The following is a 22,231-nucleotide window of genomic DNA, read 5'->3' on the forward strand; positions in this document are numbered from 1 at the left end:
CCCTGCCAGGGCGCCCCCGGACCGCGCCGGATTGTCCACAGCCTGCGGCCCATGCCGGAGAATGGCCCGATGCGCCCTGTCCCGCCCGCCCCCGGCCGCCCTCCGCGTGCCGTCCCGGCCGCCCACCGCGGTCCCGCCCGCGAGAGCACCGACCTGGACTGGGAGGGCACGCCCGTGCGGCTCGTGCGCTCCACGGCCCGCACCCGCACCGTCTCGGCGGCGTGGCGCGACGGCCGCCTGCAGGTCAACGTCCCGGCCCGTCTCTCGGCCGCGCAGGAGCGCGAGTGGATCGGCCGGATGGTCGCGAAGGTGGGCGCACGCGGTGGGACGGGGCAGCCCGCGGCCGACCCGGACGGCCGCCCCGCCGACGCCCGCTCCGACGACGCGCTCCTGGCCTGGGCGGGACGGCTCTCGGCGGCACACCTGGGCGGGCGGGCCCGTCCGGTCTCGGTCACGTGGTCGGCCCGGCAGCGCCGCCGCTGGGGCTCGTGCACGCCGGGGCGCGGCACCATCCGGCTCTCGACGCAGCTGCGCGGCATGCCGGACTGGGTGGTGGCGGCGGTGCTCGTCCACGAGCTGGCCCACCTGCTGGAGTCCGGACACGGCCCGGCCTTCCGACGCCTCGTGGACCGGTACCCGCGCTACGCCGAGGCGATGGCCTTCCTCGACGGGGTCACCTTCGCCGAGGGCCGCGGTCGCACGGCGCCGGACCGGTGGGCGGAGGACGAGGACGCGGGTTGACACGACGGCGGGCGGCCCGCACCCGAGGTGCCGGGCCGCCCGCGGCCGTCGTGCCGAAAGGGGCTCAGCCCTCGCGCGGCGCGTCGCCGAAGCCGCCCTCGAGGAGCTTGCGCAGCTCGTCGTCGAGGGACTCGGTGCTGGCGTCCGCGGCGGAGCGGCGCCCGGTGTACCCGGCGGGGTCCTCGAGGTCCTCCGCCGTGGGCTGACGCTCGGGATGGCGCCAGATCTCCTCGCGATACTCCGTGCCGTGCTCGGCCGTGACGTGCTCCCAGAACGCGGCGGCCTCGCGCAGGCGGCGCGGGCGCAGCTCGAGGCCCACGAGGGCGGCGAAGGCCTGTTCGGCCGGGCCACCCGAGGCGCGGCGGCGGTTCATGGTCTCGCGCAGGGCGGCCGCCGACTCGAGCGGGCGCGCGGCCTCGGCGACCACCACGTCCACCCAGCCCTCCACGAGGGCGACGAGCAGCTCCAGCTGGTCCAGCGCGGCCTGCTGGGTGGCGTCCGGGGCGGCGATGAAGGACGCCCCGTCGAACACGGCCTGCAGGGAACCGGGGTCCATCGGGTCCACCGACTGCGCGGCCCGCTCGATGCCCTCGGTGTCCAGGCGGATGCCCGCGGCGTACTGCTCGACGGCGGCGTACAGGTCCCGCTCGAGCCACGGCGAGTGCAGGAACAGGCGCATGCGTGCGGCCTCACGCAGGGCCAGGTAGATGCGGATCTGGTCGTCCGGCACCGAGAGCCCGTCGCCGAACTCCTCGATGTTCACGGGGACGAGGGCGAGACGGTGGCCGGCGACGGGCAGGCCGATGTCCGTGCCCGAGAGCACCTCCTTGCCCAGGGCGCCCACGGCGCCCCCGAGCTGCAGGCCGAACATCGTGCCGCCCATGTTCTTCAGCATGGGCTGCAGCCCGCCGAGCAGGGAGGCGTCCATGCCCTCGGGGAGCTGACCCGGCAGCTGCTGCTCGATGGCCGCGGACATCGCACGGGACATCGAGATGGCCACGGGCTCGGTGAGCCGGCGCCACTGGTCCATGGTCGCCTCCACCCACTCGGCACGGGACCAGGCCACGCCGACGCTGCCGACGGGCTCGGTCTGCGTGACGCCGTCGAGCCACAGCTCGGCCAGCCGCAGCGCCTCGTCCACCTCGCGTCGCGCGAACGAGCCGACGGCCGGGTCCTCGCCGGCCACGGCCTGGCGGGCGGCCTGCTTCGCCAGAGACCAGTTCACGGGGCCGTCCGAGCCGGAGCCGGAGCTCATCATCGCCTGGAACTGGGCCATGGCCTGCTGCATCATGGCCGGATTCAGCTGGGACGGGTCGAAGGGCACCCCGCCGGGGCCGCCCAGGCCCTCCATGGCGCGTCGGACTTCGTCCGGGTCGGGGCCCTGGCCGCCGAAGAGCTGCCGCAGCATCTCCTCCAGGGGGTCGCGGCCGTCGTCGGATCCGGGCGTGCGCGCGTCGTTGCTCATGTCTCCAGCGTATCCGCGTCGGCGCGACGCGCCCGCCCTCCCGACGTCGCGGCGGCGCGGTTCGCCCATGGCGCACGGCGTCGCGCGGGGCAGGCGGGGGTCGCGGCCCCGCGTAGACTGGTGTGACCGTCGCCGCGCGGCCCGTGCCCGGCGGCGAGGACGGCCCGATCAGGACCCCCAGGAAAGACGGTGTCGCGTGCGCGCAGTGCCCTCGAGGACCACCCGCGCCGCCCGCGTGCCCTTCTCCGGATGGCTCGCCCTGGGCAGCGCCGGGCTGGCACTGCTGGCCCCCACCCCCTACATCCTCGAGGGCCCCGGCCCCGCCGTGGACCTGCTGGGCGAACGCGAGGGTCGACCCGTGCTGCGCGTCGAGGGCGGCGAGGCGGACCCGGGTGAGGGGACCCTGCACATGACCACCGTGATGGTCGGGGGTCCTCCCATCGGCACCACCTCCCTGCTCGATCTCGGCCGCGGCCTGACGGACCCCGCCGTGGACGTGGCCCCGCGCGAGCTGATGTATCCCACCGGCGTCACCTCCGACGAGGTCGGCGAGGCCAATTCGGCGGCCATGTCGGACTCCCAGCAGACCGCGACCGCCGCGGCCCTGCACGAGCTCGGCCGGGAGGTGCCCCAGCGGCTCGTCGTGCAGCAGCTCGTGTCCGGCGGGCCCGCCGAGGGTGTCCTGCGGGCCGGGGACGAGGTGATCGCCGCCGAGGGACGGCCCGTGGCCGACCTGGAGGCCGTGCGCGCCGCCGTCGGGGCCGCGGGGCCCGACCCGGTCACGCTGACGGTCCGCCGCGACGGCGTGGAGCAGGACCTCGAGGTGCCGGTGGCGGCCGCCCCCGAGGGCGCGCCCCAGCCGTGGCAGATGGGGGCCCTGATCGAGACCGCCTACGACGTCCCGGTGGACGTCGAGCTGACCGTGCCGGACATCGGCGGGCCCTCGGCGGGTCTGATGTTCGCGCTCACCGTGATCGAGCGGCTGACCCCGGGCGCGATGACGGGGGGCGCCCCGATCGCGGGAACGGGCACGATCTCGGGGGACGGCGTCGTGGGTCCCATCGGCGGGATCCCGCAGAAGGTGCGCGGCGCCGCCGAGGCGGGGGCCACGACGTTCCTCGCCCCCACGGCGAACTGCGAGGAGCTGGCCGGCCGTGTGCCCGAGGGTCTGACGGTGTACCCCGTGGACACGCTGGGCCAGGCCCGCGACATCGTCGAGGCGGTGGCCCGGGGGGAGAGCCCGGCCGCCGCCCGGACGTGCGGCTGAGCCGACGCACACCAGGACCACCAGACCACCAGACCGGACGACATGTCCGGGGCGCAGCGCCCCGGACCGGAGCAGAGCCCCGCGGACGCGGGAGGGAAGAGGACAGAGCAGTGAGCTTCGGACAGGGAGGCGGCGGACCGTTCGGCGGCCCGCCCCGTGACGGCGGCGGGACCGCCGGGGGCCAGTCCGGCCCGTTCGGGGCGTTCGGCCCCTTCGGCGGCGCCCCGCGCGGCCCGGGCGACGACGGCGACCGCGGTCCTGGTGGCCCGTTCGGCGGGGGCGGGTCCTCCGCCGCGCGCGGCAGGGGCCGGCCGGGCCGGCCGAGCGCGCTCGTGCTGACCATCATCGCGGTGGCCGTGCTCGTGGGGCTGTTCGTGGTGTTCACGAACGTCTACACGGACGTGCTGTGGTTCTCGCAGCTGGGCTTCACCGAGGTCTTCTGGACCGAGGTCGTCGCCAAGGCCGCGCTGTTCCTGATCGCCGGGCTCGGGATGGCCCTCGCCGTGTGGCTGGCGATCCGCACGGCCTGGCGCCACCGCCCCGCGGACGCGTCCGCGGCCGCGCGGGACTCGCTCAGCCAGGCCCAGCGCCAGCTGGAGCCCATCCGGCGCCTGGTGTTCCTGGGTGTCCCGCTCGTGCTCGGCGTGTTCGCCGGCTCCACCGCGATGAACGGGTGGAACACGGTCCTGCTGTTCCTGAACCAGGTGCCCTACGGCCAGGCGGACCCGGAGTTCGGCCTGGACCTCATGTTCTTCATGGCCACCCTGCCGTTCCTGACGCTCGTGGTCGGGTACCTGATCTCGGTGGTCCTGGTCTCCGGCATCACCGGTCTTCTGGTGCACTACCTGTACGGCGCGGTGCGCGTGGAGGAGGGCGGCGGCGTGCGGATCACCCCGGCGGCGCGCGCCCACATCGGCATCACCCTGGCCGTGTTCCTGCTGCTGCAGGGCGTCAACTTCTGGCTCAACCGCTACCGCACCACGCAGTCGCAGACCGGCAACTGGGCCGGCGCGCTCTACACGGACGTGAACGCGGTCATCCCGACGTCGGCGATCCTGGCGGTCACGGCCGTGATCGTGGCCGGCCTGTTCGTGTGGACGGTGGTCTCGGGCCGGTGGCGGCTGTCGCTGATCGGCACCGCGGTCCTGGTCATCACGGCGCTCGTGGTGGGCACGGCGTACCCCTTCATCGTGCAGGAGTACCAGGTGAAGCCGTCCGAGCGCACGCTCGAATCCCAGTACATCGAGCGGAACATCGCCATGACGCGCGAGGCGTACGGCCTGGACGACGTCGAGGTGACGAACTATGAGGGCGCCACGGACACCGAGGCCGGGGCCCTGGCGGGCGAGGAGGCCAACACGGCCAACGTCCGTCTCATGGACCCGAACCTGATCTCCCAGACCTTCGGGCAGCTCCAGCAGTTCCGTCCGTACTACGCGTTCCCCACCACCCTGCACGTGGACCGCTACGAGGTGGACGGCCAGACGCGGGACACCATTCTGGCGGCCCGTGACGTCAACGTGGACGACTCCCAGTCGTGGGTGAACCGCCACACCATCTACACGCACGGCTACGGCATGGTCGTGGCCGACGCCTCCGAGGTCGCGGCCGGCGGCCGGCCCCAGTGGCTGCTCTCCGAGATCCCCACGCGCGGGCCGCTGGCCTCCGACCAGGACTACGAGCCGCGCATCTACTTCGGGCACAACTCGCCCTCGTACTCGGTGGTGGGTGCGCCCGAGGGCGCGCCGGCCGTCGAACGCGACCGGCCGCAGACGGCCGACTCCCAGGAGGACACGGCGTACACCTTCTCCGGCGACGGCGGCCCCTCGGTGGGCAACCTCTTCAACCGGCTCGCGTACGCGGTGAAGTTCGGCTCGCCCGAGCTCGTGCTGTCCTCGGACGTGAACGAGGCCTCGCAGATCCTCTACGATCGCGACCCGGCCGAGCGCGTCCGCAAGGTCGCGCCCTACCTGACGGTGGACACCGCCCCCTACCCGGCGATCGTCGACGGCCGCGTGCAGTGGATCGTGGACGCCTACACGACCTCGGACCAGTTCCCGTACTCCACCGCCCAGCAGCTGGGCGAGGTCACGGTGGACTCCCTGAGCCAGGGCCAGAACCCGGCGCTCCAGGGCCGGGTGAACTACATCCGCAACTCGGTGAAGGCGACGGTGGACGCGTACGACGGCTCGGTGTCTCTCTACGCGTGGGACGACCAGGATCCGCTGCTGCAGGCCTGGCAGAACGTCTACCCGTCCTCGCTGCGCCCGTACTCGGAGATGAGCGCCGGACTCCTGGACCACGTCCGCTACCCGGAGGACATGTTCAAGGTCCAGCGCGAGCTGCTCGGCCGCTACCACGTGACCGACGCGGACGACTTCTACGAGAACAACGACGCGTGGTCCGTGCCGTCGGACCCCACGCGCGAGGAGGACGTCAAGCAGCCGCCGTACTACATGACGCTGCAGATGCCCGGCCAGGACGAGCCGGCGTTCTCCCTCACCAGCAGCTACATACCGCAGATCACGGACGGTGCCCAGCAGCGCAACGTGCTCTACGGGTTCCTCTCCGCCGCCGGCGACGCCGGCACGGGGGAGGACGGCGTGAAGGCCGAGGGCTACGGGCAGCTCCGACTGCTCGAGCTGCCGCGGTCCACCACGGTGCCCGGCCCTGGCCAGGCGCAGGCGAACTTCGACTCGAACGCGGACGTCTCGCGGGAGCTGAACCTGTTGCGCCAGGGCGCGTCCGAGGTGCTCAACGGCAACATGATCACCCTGCCGGTGGCCGGCGGCATCCTCTACGTCCAGCCGGTGTACGTCCGCTCCTCGGGCGGCACCACCTACCCGACGCTGCGCAAGGTGCTCGTCTCGTTCGGCGACAAGGTCGGCTTCGCGGACACCCTCCAGGAGGCCCTGGACCAGGTGTTCGACGGCGACTCGGGCGCGGTCACCCCGGAGGAGAACCAGGCGGAGGCGCCCGCCCCGGGCGAGGAGCCGTCGGCTCCGGGCACGGTCGAGGAGGAGCTCTCGGCGGCCCTCGAGGAGGCGCAGGACGCCCTGACCCAGGGCCAGGAGCGTCTGGCCGAGGGCGACTGGGCCGGCTACGGCGAGCAGCAGAAGCGTCTCAACGAGGCCCTGAAGCGTGCCACCGCCGCCGACGACGCCCTGGGCGGCGACGCGCCTGCCCAGGACCAGGCCCCGGCCGAGGCGAGCCCCGCGCCGTCGTCGAGCCCCAGCCCGACGCCGAGCGGCTGACGGGCGTCGGCGGGCCGGGCCCGCCGGACCGTCGACGACGGCCCCGGCCACGCACCGCGCGTGGTCGGGGCCGCTGTCGTCTCGGGGCAGATGGCCGCCGCATGGCCGCCGGATGGCGGGGTGCTGACGCTGATTTGAACTCGACGGGACAGGTGTGTATAGTTCTAGAAGTCGCCGCGGGGTGGAGCAGTTCGGTAGCTCGCCGGGCTCATAACCCGGAGGTCGCAGGTTCAAATCCTGCCCCCGCAACGAGAAGGAGAAGGCCCCCAGCATCTGCTGGGGGCCTTCTCGCATGTCCGGACCCGGTCGCCCCGGCCCGCCGGCACGGTGCTGGCGGGCGAGCCGACCGCCCTCGGGCGATCAACGCGGGGGAGCGGGAGCGTCAGCGGCTCGAGGCCCGGACCGCCTGCTGGGCCGGGGTGCGGCGGCCCGGGTCGGTGCGGCGCAGCCAGACGGCAGCGATGATCGCGATGACCGCGATGGCGCCCCAGATGCCGACGACGGCCCAGGACAGGCCCGCGAGGAGCAGCAGCGGCACGAAGGACACGGCCGCGATCTCCACGGGCACCACCGGGATGTAGGCCACGCCGAACTGCTCCATGGTCCCGGACTTCAGCTTCGGGTCCACGATGCGCAGCATGGCCACGCCCGTGGCGACGGCGCCGGTGGCCCAGCCCCACGTGAACAGCTGCTTCTCGAACCACGCGTCGGTCATGACGCGCGGCGCCACGACGATCCCCAGGAACAGGGCCAGCGCGAGGCCGATCACGAACAGGAGCAGCAGCGGCTGCCAGTAGTCCACGACCACGGTCGGGGCGATCGCGGCGATGCCGCAGACGATGAGGATGTCCGTGGCGGTGCCGGACACCGAGTTCAGCGAGCCCGGGTCGAGGAACTTCGCCGTCTTCGTGGCCTGGAACAGGACGCGGGCGATCAGGCCGAGGAGGAACGCGATCGCGAACGCGGGGATGATCAGCTGGGGACCGTCCTCACCCACGACGCTCGGCCACACGGCCGTGATCCAGGAGACCACGCCGTGCGCGGCCGCCGCGATCATCGCGACCACGCCGACCTGGAAGGCCAGCGACTCCACCGAGGCCGCCGAGAAGGTGTGCCGGCCGATGACCGGGCGTTCCTCCACCTGGTTCAGCACCCCGGTGCGCAGCTCCTCCGGGATGGAGGTCAGGCCCGCGAACTCCCGCGCGTGGCCGCGCTGCGCGCCGATCTTGGCCTGGATGATGCCACCCACCACGCCGACGATCATGCCGACGGTGGCCGAGGTGTAGGCCAGCGAGGTGACGGTCGCATCACCGTTGGCCGCGTACGCCTGGCCCACGGCGGCCGCGGAGCCGAAGCCTCCCGCCCAGCCGGCGAACAGCAGGGCGGCGAACGAGTCGGGCGCGTCGAACAGCGGCTGCAGGAGGACCAGCGTGACGAGGGCGCCGATGGCCACCTGGGAGGAGTAGATCAGCACGCCGTAGGACGCGAACGCGCCCACGGGGCGGCCGATCTTGCGGACGTCGAAGTCGTCGGTGAGCGCGATGCACACGAACACGATGACGATCAGGATCGAGCCGTACGTGCCCAGCTGGGAGCTGAACGGCAGCCAGCCCAGGCCGTTCGGGCCGAGGGCCAGGCCCAGGATGCCCGCGATGACGGAGGCCGGGATCATCAGGGTCTGGAGGGGCGTGATGACGGCACGGGCCAGCGTGCCCACGGCCAGGAGCGCGCCGATGAGGCCGGCGTCGACCAGCACGGACCAGGCCGTGAACTGCTCTTGCATGGGGTTCTTCCTCTGTGCGGGGACGGGGGTGTCCCACGGAGCGTGCCGAGGGACCCCGGGACAGTACCAAAGGAGCGCGGGGGCCGGGGCGCGTCCGGGAGGAGCACCGGGCCGGGGCGCACGAGGACGGCCCGCCGCGCCGGCGTGGGCCGGGCGACGGGCCGTGGGGAGGGGCGGGGTCAGCCGCGCGCGGTGCCGGTCTCCTCGGCGGTCCCCTCGGCCGCGTAGTCGAGGGTCAGGGTCTCATCGGCGTCGACGTCGCCCGAGGTGAGGGCGGCCTGGCCGGCGCCGCCGGCCTTGAGGGCGGCGAGGCGGGCCTCCACCTCGGTCTTCTCGCCGAGGTCCTCGAGGGACTCGAACTGGGCGTCGAGGGAGGAGGCGGCGATCTCCTGCTGGCCGCGCACGCGGGCCTCCTCGCGACGGACCTTCTCTTCGAAGCGGGAGACCTCGGAGGTCGGGTCCAGCAGGTCGATCGACTTCACGGCGTCGGCCACCGCGGACTGGGCGTGGGCGGACTTGGCGCGGGCGGTCAGCTCGTCGCGCTTGGCGACCAGCTGCTGACGCTTGACCTTCATCTGGTCCAGACCGGTCTTCAGGCGCTCCACGATCTCGCGCTGCGAGGCGATGGTCGGCTCCGCGGACTTCGCCTGGCGCTCGAAGTCCATCTGGCGCTCGATGGCCACCTTGGCGAGGTTGTCGAACTTGTCCGCCGAGGCGGTGTCGCCCTTGGTGCGGAAGTCGTCGGCCTTCTGGGAGGCGGCCAGCGCCTTCTGGCCCCAGCTGCGGGACGCGTCCTGGTCCTCGCGGTAGTCGTCCTCGATCATCCGCAGGTTGCCGATCGTCTGGGCGACGGCGGCCTCGGCCTCCGCGATGTTGTTCGTGTAGTCGCGGACCATCTGGTCCAGCATCTTCTGGGGGTCCTCGGCCTTGTCCAGCATCGCGTTGATGTTGGCCTTCGCCAGCGTGCTGATGCGGCCGAAGATGGACTGCTTGACCATGGTGTCTGCCTTTCGTCGGTCTTTCACGTCAGCGCAGACCGTCGGCCTGCGTCCACCCCGTCCCGCGCGTGCGGGCCGGGCCGGCGCCCGGGGCGCCGGAGTTCATGGGGCGGCGGTCAGAAGCCGCCGCCGGAGATGTCGCCGAACCCGCCGAAGTCGCCGCCGCCGAGGCCGCCGCCGTCGAACCCGCCGAAGCCACCGCCGCCCCAGCTGCCGCTGTTCAGGATCGAGTTCATCAGGATGCCGCCGAGCAGTGCGCCGCCGAGGCCGCCGCCGAAGCTGCCGCCCACTCCGGCGCGCGGGCGTGCACCGTACATGCCGCCCACCATGCCGGGGCCGTAGCCGAAGCCCTCGACGTCCGCGCGGGCCAGCTCGCTCGCGCGCTCGGCCAGCTGGGAGGCGCGCTGCGCCTGCTGGAGGGCGGCCACGGGGTCGGTGCGGCCGAGGCTGATCGCCGAACGCAGCGTGTGGTCGGCCTCCGCGAGCCGGGTCCGGGCCTCCGAGCCCACCGCACCGCGCCGGGCGCCGATGAAGTCGGCCGTGCCGTCGATCTGCGCCTGGGCCTGGGCGATCGTGGAGGTGAGCACCTGGGAGGCCTGGCGGGCCTGCTCCCGAGCGTCGCGGACGCCGGCCAGCGGGGTGTTGAGCTGGCGGTGCGCGGCCTCGAGCTGGTGCAGCAGCTCCAGGGGGTCCGGGCGGCCGGCCGCGAGGGCTCGGCGCACCGCGTTCACGGCGTTCTTCATCCCCGCCACCGGGCCGGCCAGCTCGGGGTTCGACCCGTTGGCCACGAGCGCCTCGGCCTCGGCGACGTCCTGCTCGGACTGGGCGAGGCCCGTCTGCAGGTTGCCCAGCATGGCCCGCAGGGACCCCTCGGCCTTGCCCACCGCCTCCGTGAGCGTGTCCACCTGGCTGAGCGCCTCCTCGGCGGCACGCACGGCCAGCGCCGCCGTGGAGCGGTCCTGGGCGTCCCACGCGCTCCGCGCCTTCGCGACGGCGGTCTCCACGAACTCGAGCCGCTCCCGGGCCTGCGTCGCGTTGTCCGCGACCTCGGCGAGGGCGGACTCCGCGTACTGGCCGTGCAGCGCGGCGATCGCCGACTCGGACTCCTGCACCCGGGACCGCGCCTCGGGCAGGCGGGCGTCGACGCGCTCCAGGGCCTCGGGCACCTGGTTCTCGAGGTCGCGCAGGGAGTCGAACTCCTTCTTGTGCGCCGCGAGGGCCGCACCCACGGCCTCGCTGCGCTGGATGATCTCCTTGAGCCAGGCGCGCTGCTCGGCCTCGGTGTCCGGGATCTCGTCGTCGAGCTGGTGCTGGAGCTGGAACGAGGCCCGCATGTGCTCCTTGGCCCGATCGATGTCCTCGCGGAACGTCGCCACGGACTTCTCCCCGTAGGACGCCTCGGCGAAGCCCAGCTCCTGCTCCGAGGAGCGGATGGCGTCGTCCGCGGCCACGAGCTTCGAGCCGGCCTGGGTGCGCAGCTGCTCCACGCTGAGCTCGTCGAGGGGGTCGCGGCGGACCTCCTCGGTGCGGCCCCCTTCGACCGCGCCGCCCTGCGTGCGCTTCCGGCTGCGGGCCACGAGCACGCCGCCGCCCACGGCCGCGGCCACCGCGCCCGCGCCGAGCACCGCCGTCAGGGCCCCGCCGCCGGAGGCGCCCTGGGCCGTGCTCCCGTCGCCCGCGGTGCCGGCCGGCAGGGCACCGGCCGGATCGTACTCGGCCCCGCTGGCCCCCGTGCCGTCGAGCGTGCCGTCGGCGGCGTCGTCGAGCCCCTGCACCGCGGCGGTGCCCGCCGCGAGCCATTCCGCCGAGCCGGGGTCCGTGCCGATCTTGGACAGCTCCGGGCCCACGTAGGTGCGCGTCACCTGGTTCTGCAGGTCCGCGTCCCCGCCGCTGTCCAGCCCATAGGCGCGGTCCTCGACCGCGATCGCCAGGACCGAGTCGTTCGTCCCGAGCCCGCGCTGGCGCGCCACGTCCTGGGCCAGCGTCTGGGCGTCCGTGCTGAACTCATCCACGTAGACGACGTACAGCCCCTGCCCGGTGTCCCGGCGCAGGTCCTGGATCTCCTGGGTCAGCCGCTGCTCATCGGAGGTCGAGAGCACCCCGGCCTCGTCCACCACGTACACGCCCGGCGGCACCGTCACGGCGTGCGAGGCGGGTGCCGCCACCAGGAGGCCCAGGCCTCCCAGACCCGCGGCGGTCACGGCGCGCGCCAGACGGCCGACATCGGCGGGGCGGGTGGGCACGGTCATGCGGGGTCTCCTTCGACGGCGGAGGCGAGCCGCCGCACCGGGCGGACCCGCCGGATCCTGGGGTTGAGTGTAGGGCGGCGTGGGAATCGGGCACCAGGGATCCGGCGCGGCCGGGACCGTGGGAGGAGCGGACGTTCGGCCTCTAGGCGGCGTTCAGTCATGCACGCTAGCGTGGACGTGCCCCGGGGCGCGCGTCCGCAAGACGACGGGCGTCTGTGTCGACCGCCCGGGGCCCGACCCGAAGCGAGGACCCCGTGGACCAGACCGCCGCCCCCACCCAGCCCCCCGTGCCGACGGCCCGCACCGTCGCGCGTCCCCGGCCCCAGTCCCGCGCCCGTGCCGGGGCGGGCCTGCTCGCCGCAGCCGTGCTCATGGTGGGGCTCTCCGGTTGCGCGGTCGCGGAGGACGGCGGCGAGGCCGCGTCCGAGGCCGCGAGCTCCTCCTCCTCGCAGGCGACGGACACCTCGGCCGAGGCCGGGGGACAGCCCGTGGCGGACACCGCCGTCGGGAACGCCGCGAGGACCGCGCTGCCCTCCGTGGTGACCATCTCCGCGACGTCGAGCTCCGCCTCCGGTTCCGGTTCCGGGTCGATCCTGGACACGGAGGGGCACATCCTCACGAACACCCACGTGGTCACCCTCGGCGGCCAGGCCAACGACGCCGAGCTGACGGTGCGCACCTCGGACGGGGAGGTCTACGCTGCCACCGTCGTGGGCACCGACCCGCTGTCCGACCTGGCCGTCATCAAGATCGACGCCCCGGACCTCACCCCCATCCAGATCGGCCGGTCCGGGGATTTGAAGGTCGGGGACGAGGCCGTCGCCATCGGCGCCCCCCTGGGCCTGCCGAACACCGTGACCGACGGGATCATCTCCACCCTGGACCGGACCATCGCGGTGGCGTCCTCCGAGGCGCCCGAGCCGCAGGGCGAGAGCTCCGGCTCGTCCTCCGGCACCGATCAGTACCGTTTCCAGCTGCCGGGCACCCCGCAGGGCACCCGGGGCGAGGTGTACATCAACGTGCTGCAGACCGACGCGGCCATCAACCCCGGCAACTCCGGAGGCGCGCTCGTCGACGCCGAGGGTCGCCTGGTGGGCGTGAACGTCGCGATCGCCTCGGCCGGCCAGGACCCGAGCGAGGCGGGCAACATCGGGGTCGGCTTCGCCATCCCCGTGGACTACGCCCAGCGGGTCGCACAGGACCTGATCGACCACGGCAAGGCCACGCATGCCATGCTCGGCGTGAGCGTCACCCCGGAGCCCGCCGAGGTGCAGGACGGCAGCGAGAACGCCCGGACCGTGTTCAGCGACGGCGCCCGCGTCCAGCAGGTCGTGGGAGAGTCGGCGGCCGACGCGGCCGGGCTGAAGGAGGGCGACGTGATCACCGCCGTCGGCGACCGCGCGGTGATCGACTCCGAGTCCCTCACCGCCGTCGTCCGCGAGCACCGCGTGGGAGACTCGGTGGACGTCACCTACCTCCGCGACGGCGCGGAGCAGACGACCGAGGTGACGTTCACGGAGGACACCCGCTCGTGACCACCACGCTCACCACCCCCGCCGCGCTCGCGGCCCACCACGGCTGGCGCCGGGTCCTGGCCGTCGGCGCCCACCCGGACGACCTCGACTTCGGGGCCGCCGCCACCCTGGCCGGCTTCCGCGCGGCCGGGCTGCACATCGAGCTGTGCATCGTGACGGACGGGGACGCCGGCGGCTTCGACTCGGAGGGCCCGGAGGCGATGACCGCCCGCCGGCACGCCGAACAGCGCGCGGCCGCCGCCGTCGTCGGTGCCGCCGAGGTCCACTTCCTCGGCGAGCGCGACGGACACCTCGAGCCGGACCACGGCGTGCGCCGCAAGCTCGTGGCGCTGATGCGCCGCGTCCGCCCGGACGTGGTGCTCAGCACCCACCCGGAGCGGGACTGGGAGCGGATGCAGGCCGCCCACCCGGACCACCTCGCCTGCGGCGAGGCCGTGGTGCGCGCCGCGTACCCGGCGGCCGAGAACCCGTACGCGTACCCGGAGCTCGCGGCGGAGGGGCTCGAGGCGTTCAAGGTCCGGAACCTGCTGCTGTACGCCGCCCCCGCCGCGCGCCGGAACACGGTCGTGGACGTCACGGGCCTGGCGGAGCAGAAGCTGCGCGCCCTCGACGCCCACCTCTCCCAGCACCCGGACGTCGACGCGATGCGGCGGCACGTGCTCGCCCAGATGGCCGAACATCACCGGCGCGCCGCCGGCCCGGCCGCCGCGCCGGGTCACGCCGAGGCGTTCCACCTGGTCACGGTCAACGGTCCGAGCACCATCGCCGGGTTCTGAACCGCCCCCCCCTGCGGGGGATCTCAGTTGGTGCTCGGCCGACCGCCGTAGCGCGGGCCGGTCTGCGCGGTGGGGTCGAGGTCCACGCCGACGACGGGCTCCGACGTCGGCACCTCCGAGCCCGAGCTGGGCTCCACGGAGATGCCCATCGCCGCGAAGCGGTCCAGCCCCCGGAAGGTGACGGGCTCGCCGAAGCCGTTGGCGTCGAACGTGCCGAGCGAGGCCGGGGCCGTGCCGTCCGAGGGGTAGAGCCACAGCTGGTAGGACTGACCCTCCGGCAGCTGGGGCATCCCGCTGATCGTCAGGTAGCCGCTGTTCTGCTCCCGGGACAGGAACGCCTGGACCGTGCCGCCGTCCTGGGCCGGGTACTCCGAGGTCGTGAACAGGTCCTTCGACTGGTCGATGCGGTGCACGATGCCCGGCCGCGTGAACTGACTCCACACCGTCCACCCGCCGACGCCGAGCACGAGGGCCGCGAGCAGCAGGAGGGCGGTCACCTTGAGCCAGCGCAGGCGGTCCCGCGGCGGGCCGGCGGGGGCGGACTCGTCGCCGATCAGGTCCATGCCCACGTCCTGGGCGGGCAGGCGACGCAGGACCTCGTCGAGCAGGGCCGACGGCGGCTCGGCCGTCACGGACCGGAACGCCCAGGCCACCGCCTGGCGCGCACCGTCCACCCGGGAGCGCCACAGGGCCAGCTCGCCGCCCCGCCGCTGCACGGCGGAGAAGGCCGCGGTGTGCCCGGCCGTGTCGAGGGCGTGCACGGCCGAGAGGTCGGCCAGCTCGAGTGCGCGGCCGGCGTCCACGTCCTCGCGCACGTCCGCGCCGAGTGCCGGGCCGGTCGCCGGGGCCGGCGCGGACGGCCGGGCGGCGTCCTGCGTGAGGTCGCGGCGGGCCGCCACGACCTGCCGCACGCCGTCACGCAGGAGGGTGCGGGCCTGGTCGGCCGGCAGACCCAGCCGATCGGCGACCTCCCGGTCGGTGCAGCCGCCCAGCCACGCCAGTCGCACGGCCTCGTAGGCGTCCGGGGCCACGCGGTCGACGAGGTCCTCGGGCAACGGCGCGGGCCCGGCCGGGCCGGGACGACGCCCACGTTCCGCCGCGGAGCCGCCGGCGCGGCGCAGCGAGGTCATCACGCGGTGGGCGAGGACCTCGAGCCACGTGAACACCTGGCGCTCGCGGTGGGTCGCGTCGTCACGCTCGCTCAGGTCGAGCCCGGCCTCGGAGGCCTCCTCCCATGCCGTCAGGTAGGTGCGGACCGTGGCCGCGGCGGCGTCGTCGCCGGGGCCGAACATCGCTTCGGCCAGGCCGTGCACCCACGGGACCGTGGCGTCGTAGAACGCGGAGAACGCGGCCCGGTCACCCTCGGCGCTGCGGCGCAGGAGGGTGTCCAGGGCGGGCTGGCCGGCGTCATCGGGGCGGTCGGCGTGGGGCTCGGACGCGTCAGGAGTCTGCATGGTGGCCTCAGTCTAGGGAATCGGGGCGGGCAGCGGACCCGGCGAAGTCGTGCTGGCGCCAGGCCTCGTACACGGCGATGGAGACGGCGTTCGCCAGGTTCAGGGACCGACGGGCCGGCTGCATGGGCAGGCAGACGGTCTCGGTGACCCGCGGATCGGTCAGCACCTCCTCGGGCAGGCCGGTGGACTCGCGGCCGAAGAGCAGCACGTCGCCGGGCCGGTAGGCGACCCGGTCGTGCCGCACGGACCCGCGCGCGGTGAAGGCCAGCACACGGGCGGGGGCGAGGGCCGCGAGCGCAGCGTCGAGGTCCGGGTGCACCGTCACCACCGCGAGGTCGTGGTAGTCCAGGCCGGCGCGGCGCAGGTGGGCGTCCTCGAACCCGAAGCCCAGCGGCTCCACGAGGTGCAGCTCGGCCCCCGTGAGGGCGGCGAGCCGGATCGCGTTGCCGGTGTTGCCGGGGATCTCCGGGGTGAGCAGCAGGATCCGGAAGCCGGGGGTGCCGGGCGCCGGGGCGCGGTCGGCGCCCTCGTGCGGGTTCGGTCGGGGTGGGGTGGGGGAGTCGGGCACGCGCCCAGCCTAGTGGGGCGCCGCCGGGCGGGGGCGTGCCTCAGTGGAGCCGGTCGACCAGCGCGCCGAGCGCGCGCCGGTCCACGAGGTCCGGGTCCGTGCCGGTGCCCAGGAAGAGCGCGACCTCGCGCGCGAACGCGATCCCGGGTGCGGGCGGGGCGGTGAGCAGGTCGGCCTGCGCCTCCGGCGCGTCGGCGCCGCGCGTGTGGCGGATCACGGGTGCGTGCCGCGCGTCGCGGTCCGTCATCACGTGCACGAATCCGCCGACGGTGACTTGGGGCAGGGCCTGCTGCCACGCCATCATCGCGGGGCCGAGCAGCGGCGGGGCCACGGGACGGGCCCGGGAACGCAGGTCCGCCCCGTCCCAGGTGTAGGTCCCCTCCGGGACCATGACGGAGCCGATCAGCGCCAGGCGGTGGCCGCACAGCACCGCGTGGTCCACGTCGAGGTGCCGTCCCCAGCGCCCGCCCAGCCGCAGCCCGGTCAGGACCCGGGCGGCCGGCAGCGCGTCCGCCACGTGGCGCAGCAGCACGTCGAGGGTGCGGGCCTGCCGCCGCACCCGGTGCTCGTCCGGCAGGATCCCGCGCGGCCGCGGCGCCCCGTGGACGCGCTGGCTCGATCGCGGCAGGTCCAGCACGGTCGGGTCCGCCTCCGCCTCGCCGGGCGGGGGCTCGTAGCGCACGGGGCGGGCGGCACGTCCGCCGGGTCCGGACCGTCCCGACGGTCTCGCCCGCCCTGGTCCGGCCGTCGCGCGGGGGCTGCGGGGACCGACGTCCGGGCCGGGCAGCGAGAGGTCGTACCGGCGCCGGGCCTCGGCGTCGCCGAGCAGGTCCCACGCCCGCGTCACGGCCCGGAAGGCGGCGGGGTCGCCACCGACGTCGGGGTGCGCGGCCCGGGCCGCGCGGCGGTAGGCCCGCCGGACCTCCTCGGCGGTCGCGTCGCGGGGCACGCCGAGGACCTCGTAGGCGGTGCGGTGCTCCTCGGCCGCGCTCACGGCGTGGGGTCCGGGCCGGGGGAGGCATGCCGCTCGTGGTGCAGGCGCAGGAACAGCATGCCGTCGTCGTGGAGCACCTGGACCAGCTGCAGCCGGGCGGGGAGGCCGGGGCCGTCCTCACCGGTCAGGACGCGGCCGGCGGCGGGTCCGGCCAGCAGCGGCGCCACGGTGAGGTGCACCTCGTCCACGAGGCCGGCCGCCGCGAGGCTGCCGAACAGGCGCGGTCCGCCCTCGCAGTGGACGACGCGGGCGCCGCGCGCGTGCAGGGTCGCCACCACGGTCTGGGGGTCCACGTGCTCCTCGCCGACCGTCAGCACGTCCGCGTGCGCGGCCAGCGCCGCCGCCCGCTCCGGCTCGGCCGCGAGGGCGGCCCGGGACGTGAGGATCCAGGGGCGGACCGGGGCGGCCGTGAAGAACGCGGACGCCGGGTCCAGGTCCAGGCTGCCGCTGACCACGACCACGGGCGGGTCCGCGGGCCCGCCGGCCTCCGCGCGTCGACGCCGGTCCGCATCGGACAGCAGGGCTCCCTCGTAGCCCTCGGCCCGGATGGTCCCGGCCCCCACGAGCACGACGTCGGCGTCGTGCCGGGACAGCGAGAGCAGGCGCTGGTCCGCGGGGGAGCCGAGCCCGCCCGCACGGCCGTCCAGGGTGGCCGCACCGTCGGCGGAGGCGATGAACACGACGCGGACCCAGGCTCCGGGGCCGGTGTCCTCGGCCGCCGGGGCCGCGAGGGCGGCGCGGAGGGCGTCGTCGTCCAGGCCGGGGCCGGTCTCGGTCAGCCGTCTCATGCCCGCCCCCCGCGGTGGGCGCGGTGTTCGGCCAGGGTGCTGCGGTCCGGCGGCGGGTTCTCCGCGCCCATGTTGTGGACCAGGCGCGCCGGCTGACGCCACCCGAACACGCACTCGAGCATGCGGGCCGCCGAGACGGAGGCGTCGGCGTCGTGCATGCGCAGGATCCGGGCGCCGCCGTACACGCAGGCCGCGGCCGCGGCCAGCGAGCCGGGCAGGCGCTCGTGCCGGTGCCGGTCCAGGCTCTCGCCGATGAAGTCCTTGTTCGAGACCGCGGCCAGCACGGGCAGCCCCAGGGCGGCGATCTCGTCCAGCCGCCGCGTGATCTCGAGGGTGTGCCGGGTGTTCTTGTTCAGATCGTGGCCGGGGTCCACGATGATCCTCTCCTCGGGGACGCCGAGCGCCACGGCCCGGTCGACGGTGCGCCGCAGGTGGTCGCGGACCTCCGTGACGACGTCGCCGTAGGTCGGCCGGGGGACCACGGCCCGGGGTCCGTGCACGTGGGCGAGGGAGTGGGTGACCACGAGGTGCGCGCCCGCGGCGGCCACCACCCGGCCCAGGTCCGCGTGGAACAGCCCCGTGGTGTCGTTGACGACGTCCGCCCCCGCGGCCAGGGCCGCCTCGGCCACGGCCGGCTGGAACGTGTCCGCCGAGAGGATCAGCCGGCGCGACGCCTCGGAGGACCCGGCTCCGTCCCCGCTCCGCAGGGCCGCGATCAGGGGGACCACCCGCGCCGCCTCCTCGGCCGGGTCGAGCTCAGTCCCGGGCGCGAACGGCACGCCGCCGACGTCGACCCACTCGGCTCCGGCGTCCGCCGCGGCGTGGGCCTGGGCGAGGGCGTCCTCCAGGACGGCGCCGGCGCCGTCGTCGTAGAAGGAGTCCGGGGTGCGGTTGACCACGGCCATCGTGACGATCCGGCGGCGGAAGTCGATCTCCTGGTGGGCGAACCGGTGCACCGGGTGGACGAGGGGGACGGAGGGGGTCGGCACCCGGCCATTCAACCACCGGCGCCGCACAGTGACAGTGCGCCCCCGGAGGACTATGTTTCCCTCCCGTGGCATCCACCTCGTCGCCGCGGGTCGGCCCGCGCCGGCCCCGCATCCGTCCGACCCAGCTCGTGGTCGGGTCCTTCCTCGTCGCCATCGTGACGGGCACCGGCGCACTGCTGCTGCCCGCCTCGTATCAGGGCCGCGCGCCCACCCCGTTGGAGGCCGCGTTCACGGCGACCAGCGCCACCACGGTGACGGGCCTCGGCGTCGTGGACACCCAGACGTTCTGGACACCCCTGGGCCAGGTCGTGATCCTCGCCCTCATCAAGCTCGGTGGCCTGGGCGTCATGACGTTCACGTCGCTGCTGGGGCTGGTGATCCTCCGGCGGCTCGGCCTCACCCAGCGCCTCGACGCCGCGGCCTCCACCCGGGCCGAGGGGATCGGGGACCTGCCCCGGGTGCTGCGGGCCCTGATCCTGTACTCCACGGCCGTCGAGGCCTCGGTGGCGCTGCTGCTGAGCCTGCGCTTCTGGCTGGGCGCGGGGATGTCCCCGGGCCAGGCACTGTGGCAGGGGGTCTTCCACGCGGTCTCCGCATTCAACAACGCCGGGTTCGCGCTGTTCAGCGACAACCTCATGGGCTTCGTCTCGGACCCGTTCATCTGCCTGCCGATCGCGGCGGCGATCATCTTGGGCGGCCTGGGCCTGCCGGTCGTGCTGACCCTGCGGCGAGACCTGCGCCGACCCGAGCGGTGGAACCTCACGGTCCGGCTCGTGCTCGTGGGCACCGCGGTGCTGCTGGTGGGCGGCACGCTCATGTACCTCGTCCTCGAGTGGTCCAACCCGCGGACCCTGGGCGGTCTGGACCCGGCCTCGCGCGTGCTCGCGGCGTTCTTCCAGTCCGTCACGACCCGTACCGCCGGCTTCAACACCCTGGACTACGGGCAGATGCACCCCGTGACGCTCTTCGCCACCGACGTGCTCATGTTCATCGGCGGCGGCCCCGCCGGCACCGCCTCGGGCGTGAAGATCACGACGGCGAGCGTCCTGCTGTTCATCGTGCTCGCGGAGATCCGGGGGGAGGGCGCCGTCCATGCGTTCGGCCGCCGGCTCTCCCGGACCACGCACCGCGAGGCGATCACCGTGATCATGCTCTCCGCGACCGCGATCGCCGTCGCCACGATGGCGCTCATGGGCCTGTCCTCGTTCACGACCGACCAGATCCTGTTCGAGTGCGTGTCCGCGTTCAGCACGGTGGGCCTGTCCACCGGCATCACCGCCCAGCTGCCGCCGGCCGCGCAGGGCATCCTCATGCTCCTCATGTTCGTCGGCCGCATCGGCCCCGCCACCGTCGCCGGCAGCCTGGCCCTGACCGACCGCACCCGCCACTTCGAGTACCCGAAGGAGAGGCCCCTCATTGGCTGATCTCACCCGTTCCCTGTTCGCCCCCCGCCGGGGCGACCGCCCCACCGTGGCCGTCCTCGGGCTCGGCCGGTTCGGCTCCGGGGTCGCCCGCGAGCTCATGGAGTCCGACTGCCACGTGCTGGGGGTCGACGCCGATGCCGAGGCCGTCCAGGCGCTCAACGGCCGGCTGACCCACGTCGTCCGCGCGGACAGCACGGACGAGGAGGCGATGCGCCAGCTCTCGGTCCACGAGATGGACCACGTCGTCGTCGCCATCGGCGGCGACCTCGCGGACTCGATCCTCACCGTCTCGCTGATGCGGCGGTTCGGGACGCACCAGCTCTGGGCCAAGGCCAATGACGACCGCCACGGCGAGATCCTGCGTCAGCTCGGCGTGGAGCACGTGGTCCACCCGGAGCGGGACATGGGCCGCCGCGTGGCGCACCTGGTCAGCACGTCCTTCCAGGACTTCGTCGAGGTCGAGCCGGGCCTGGCCATGGTCCGGGCCACGCCGCCGTCGCGCCTGCTGGGCAGGGACCTGCGAGCCACCGGACTCGCGGGGGAGCGGGGCATACGCGTGGTCGCCGTCCGCAGCCGCGACACGTGGCTCTACCCGCCGAGTCACTACGTCCTCGAGCCCGAGGACACGATCCTCCTTTTGGGCCCGACCCGTGACGTCGAGCGGTTCCTCGCCCGAGACTGAGCCGGTGCACATCCGGCGCGGCTCCTAGACTGGCCGGGTGACCACCCCGGACCGCGTGCACCTGGACCACGCCGCCACCACGACGGTGCGCCCCACCGCGCTCGCGGCCCTGGCCGAGGCGGCCGCACTGCCCGGCAACCCGGCCTCCCTCCACGCCTCCGGCCGCCGGGCCAAGTTGCGACTCGAGGAGGCGCGGGAGCGCATCGCCGCGGCGCTCGGGGCGCACCCCACCGAGGTGATCCTCACGTCCGGGGGCACCGAGGCGGACAACCTCGCCGTCCAGGGGCTGTACCGGGCCCGCCGCGCGGCCGCGCCGGAGCGCACCCGGATCGTGCTGACCGGCATCGAGCACCACGCGGTGCTCGACGTGGTGGACTGGCTCGCCGCGCACGAGGGCGCCGAGCCGGTGCTCGTCCCGGTCGACGACGACGGGCGGGTCGACCTCGCCGCATGGGAGGCCGCGCTGGCGGCCGCGCCCGAGCAGACCGCCCTGGCCACGCTGATGTGGGCCAACAACGAGATCGGCACGGTCCAGCCTGTGGCCGAGGCCGCCCGGCTCGCGGCCGGACACGGGGTCCCGCTGCACACCGACGCCGTCCAGGCCGTCGGCGCGGTGCCCGTGGACTTCGCGGCGTCCCGGGCCGCGACCCTGGCCGTCTCGGGCCACAAGGTCGGCGCCCCGGTCGGGGTCGGCGCGCTGCTGGTGCGCCGCGACGTCGCGCTGGAGGCCGTGCTGCACGGCGGGGGCCAGGAACGCCGCCTGCGCTCGGGCACGGTCTCGGTGGCCCTGGCCGCCGCGCTGGCGGCCGCCGTCGCGGAGGCCGTCGCGGAGCAGCCCGCCGAGGCCGCCCGCCTGGGCGGGCTGCGGGACGAGGTGATCGCCGCCGTCGACGCCCTGGACGGGGTGCGCCTGACCGGGCCGCGGGACCTCGACCCGGCGACGGGGCAGGCGCTGCCGCCGGGGACGCGCCGACTGCCCGGCAACGTCCACATCACCGTGCCGGGCCGGACGGCGGACGCGCTGCTGTTCTCCTTCGACATGGCCGGACTGGACACCTCGTCCGGGTCGGCGTGCACCGCCGGGGTGGCCGAGCCGTCGCACGTGGTCGCGGCCCTGCCGGGGCGGACGGAGGCCGACGCACGGGCCACCCAGCGGTTCACCCTCGGCCGGACGACGACGCCGGCCGAGACGGCCGCGCTCATCGACGCGCTGCGGACGCTGCTGGGGCCGGGCGTCTAGACTGGAGCGCCCGTCCGTCGTCGA

Annotated in this window: 17 protein-coding genes and 1 tRNA gene; 9 read left to right on the forward strand and 9 right to left on the reverse strand. The window is 74.7% G+C overall.

Translation table 11 applies throughout. The features are described 5' to 3' along the window. Nucleotides 1-69 precede the first annotated feature (69 nt). Nucleotides 70-741: a M48 metallopeptidase family protein gene (locus tag ACZ1IK_RS07665; protein WP_041105127.1), complete on the forward strand. Its 672-nt coding sequence runs from the start codon at nucleotides 70-72 to the stop codon at nucleotides 739-741. Nucleotides 742-805: 64 nt separating this feature from the next. Here ACZ1IK_RS07665 and ACZ1IK_RS07670 read toward each other — a convergent pair whose 3' ends face one another. After that, nucleotides 806-2,206, reverse strand: coding sequence for a zinc-dependent metalloprotease (locus ACZ1IK_RS07670; protein ID WP_041105129.1), 1,401 nt, complete (start codon nucleotides 2,204-2,206; stop codon nucleotides 806-808). A 196-nt stretch (nucleotides 2,207-2,402) separates the two neighbouring features. Here ACZ1IK_RS07670 and ACZ1IK_RS07675 point away from each other — a divergent pair, with 196 nt between their 5' ends. The 3 genes from ACZ1IK_RS07675 (at nucleotide 2,403) to ACZ1IK_RS07685 (ending at nucleotide 6,976) form a co-directional block, all read left to right on the forward strand. Then, a complete protein-coding gene (locus ACZ1IK_RS07675; protein ID WP_230594532.1) occupies nucleotides 2,403-3,473 on the forward strand; it encodes a YlbL family protein in 1,071 nt (356 codons plus the stop codon). Between the two features lie 110 nt (nucleotides 3,474-3,583). After that, the gene (locus tag ACZ1IK_RS07680) at nucleotides 3,584-6,727 is read left to right on the forward strand and encodes a UPF0182 family membrane protein (RefSeq protein WP_061867014.1); all 3,144 of its coding nucleotides are present in this window, start codon (nucleotides 3,584-3,586) and stop codon (nucleotides 6,725-6,727) included. Nucleotides 6,728-6,902: 175 nt separating this feature from the next. After that, a tRNA-Met gene (locus ACZ1IK_RS07685) sits at nucleotides 6,903-6,976 on the forward strand. Nucleotides 6,977-7,109: 133 nt separating this feature from the next. On the opposite strand, the gene ACZ1IK_RS07690 is transcribed toward ACZ1IK_RS07685, so the two are convergent. The 3 genes from ACZ1IK_RS07690 to ACZ1IK_RS07700 form a co-directional block, all read right to left on the reverse strand. After that, a complete protein-coding gene (locus tag ACZ1IK_RS07690; RefSeq protein ID WP_036341163.1) occupies nucleotides 7,110-8,510 on the reverse strand; it encodes a sodium/glutamate symporter in 1,401 nt (466 codons plus the stop codon). 179 nt (nucleotides 8,511-8,689) lie between these two features. Beyond that, the gene (locus ACZ1IK_RS07695) at nucleotides 8,690-9,508 is read right to left on the reverse strand and encodes a PspA/IM30 family protein (protein ID WP_002854906.1); all 819 of its coding nucleotides are present in this window, start codon (nucleotides 9,506-9,508) and stop codon (nucleotides 8,690-8,692) included. 116 nt (nucleotides 9,509-9,624) lie between these two features. Then, nucleotides 9,625-11,757: a TPM domain-containing protein gene (locus ACZ1IK_RS07700; RefSeq protein ID WP_102708466.1), complete on the reverse strand. Its 2,133-nt coding sequence runs from the start codon at nucleotides 11,755-11,757 to the stop codon at nucleotides 9,625-9,627. A gap of 254 nt (nucleotides 11,758-12,011) precedes the next feature. Here ACZ1IK_RS07700 and ACZ1IK_RS07705 point away from each other — a divergent pair, with 254 nt between their 5' ends. Both ACZ1IK_RS07705 and ACZ1IK_RS07710 read left to right on the forward strand, forming a co-directional pair. Next, entirely contained in the window at nucleotides 12,012-13,292 is a 1,281-nt protein-coding gene (locus tag ACZ1IK_RS07705) for a S1C family serine protease (RefSeq protein WP_465098440.1), read from the forward strand. Further along, entirely contained in the window at nucleotides 13,289-14,068 is a 780-nt protein-coding gene (locus ACZ1IK_RS07710; RefSeq protein WP_036314367.1) for a PIG-L deacetylase family protein, read from the forward strand. Before ACZ1IK_RS07705 ends, ACZ1IK_RS07710 begins: the two co-directional genes overlap by 4 nt. Before the next feature lie 23 nt (nucleotides 14,069-14,091). Here the strand turns inward: ACZ1IK_RS07710 and ACZ1IK_RS07715 are convergent, their stop codons facing one another. Genes ACZ1IK_RS07715 through folP form a run of 5 tightly spaced genes read right to left on the reverse strand, consistent with a single transcriptional unit; the run spans nucleotide 14,092 to nucleotide 18,861 of the window. After that, nucleotides 14,092-15,522 (reverse strand): anti-sigma factor, encoded by a 1,431-nt coding sequence (locus tag ACZ1IK_RS07715; RefSeq protein ID WP_041105211.1) that lies wholly within the window; start codon nucleotides 15,520-15,522, stop codon nucleotides 14,092-14,094. Nucleotides 15,523-15,529: 7 nt separating this feature from the next. Continuing rightward, nucleotides 15,530-16,090, reverse strand: a complete 561-nt coding sequence (locus ACZ1IK_RS07720; protein ID WP_044659766.1) for a tRNA (cytidine(34)-2'-O)-methyltransferase — start codon at nucleotides 16,088-16,090, stop codon at nucleotides 15,530-15,532. 40 nt (nucleotides 16,091-16,130) lie between these two features. Then, entirely contained in the window at nucleotides 16,131-17,084 is a 954-nt protein-coding gene (locus tag ACZ1IK_RS07725; protein WP_448940973.1) for a J domain-containing protein, read from the reverse strand. Continuing rightward, nucleotides 17,081-17,872, reverse strand: a complete 792-nt coding sequence (locus tag ACZ1IK_RS07730) for a dihydrofolate reductase family protein (protein WP_448940972.1) — start codon at nucleotides 17,870-17,872, stop codon at nucleotides 17,081-17,083. Before ACZ1IK_RS07730 ends, ACZ1IK_RS07725 begins: the two co-directional genes overlap by 4 nt. Beyond that, nucleotides 17,869-18,861, reverse strand: coding sequence for a dihydropteroate synthase (gene folP, locus ACZ1IK_RS07735; RefSeq protein WP_098092348.1), 993 nt, complete (start codon nucleotides 18,859-18,861; stop codon nucleotides 17,869-17,871). The genes ACZ1IK_RS07730 and folP overlap by 4 nt, the downstream gene beginning before the upstream one ends. Before the next feature lie 65 nt (nucleotides 18,862-18,926). Between folP and ACZ1IK_RS07740 the strand changes: the two genes are divergently transcribed. Genes ACZ1IK_RS07740 through ACZ1IK_RS07750 form a run of 3 tightly spaced genes read left to right on the forward strand, consistent with a single transcriptional unit; the run spans nucleotide 18,927 to nucleotide 22,207 of the window. Next, a complete protein-coding gene (locus tag ACZ1IK_RS07740; protein ID WP_044659770.1) occupies nucleotides 18,927-20,285 on the forward strand; it encodes a TrkH family potassium uptake protein in 1,359 nt (452 codons plus the stop codon). Then, nucleotides 20,278-20,967 carry a potassium channel family protein gene (locus ACZ1IK_RS07745; protein WP_044659771.1) on the forward strand — a complete coding sequence of 230 codons (690 nt, stop codon included), beginning with the start codon at nucleotides 20,278-20,280 and terminating at the stop codon, nucleotides 20,965-20,967. The genes ACZ1IK_RS07740 and ACZ1IK_RS07745 overlap by 8 nt, the downstream gene beginning before the upstream one ends. A gap of 37 nt (nucleotides 20,968-21,004) precedes the next feature. Further along, complete coding sequence (locus ACZ1IK_RS07750; protein WP_465098441.1) at nucleotides 21,005-22,207, forward strand: cysteine desulfurase family protein; 1,203 nt, start codon at nucleotides 21,005-21,007, stop codon at nucleotides 22,205-22,207. Nucleotides 22,208-22,231 lie beyond the last annotated feature (24 nt).

It is taken from the genome of Micrococcus sp. CS26 (assembly GCF_055522295.1).

What these genes read in the sequence shown, in the direction of transcription:
- ACZ1IK_RS07690 (WP_036341163.1), bottom strand. Translation starts at nt 8,510, where the DNA reads ATGCAAGAGCAGTTCACGGCCTGGTCCGTGCTGGTCGACGCCGGCCTC.
- ACZ1IK_RS07730 (WP_448940972.1), bottom strand. Translation starts at nt 17,872, where the DNA reads ATGAGACGGCTGACCGAGACCGGCCCCGGCCTGGACGACGACGCCCTC.
- ACZ1IK_RS07715 (WP_041105211.1), bottom strand. Translation starts at nt 15,522, where the DNA reads ATGCAGACTCCTGACGCGTCCGAGCCCCACGCCGACCGCCCCGATGAC.
- ACZ1IK_RS07700 (WP_102708466.1), bottom strand. Translation starts at nt 11,757, where the DNA reads ATGACCGTGCCCACCCGCCCCGCCGATGTCGGCCGTCTGGCGCGCGCC.
- ACZ1IK_RS07665 (WP_041105127.1), top strand. Translation starts at nt 70, where the DNA reads ATGCGCCCTGTCCCGCCCGCCCCCGGCCGCCCTCCGCGTGCCGTCCCG.
- ACZ1IK_RS07670 (WP_041105129.1), bottom strand. Translation starts at nt 2,206, where the DNA reads ATGAGCAACGACGCGCGCACGCCCGGATCCGACGACGGCCGCGACCCC.
- ACZ1IK_RS07695 (WP_002854906.1), bottom strand. Translation starts at nt 9,508, where the DNA reads ATGGTCAAGCAGTCCATCTTCGGCCGCATCAGCACGCTGGCGAAGGCC.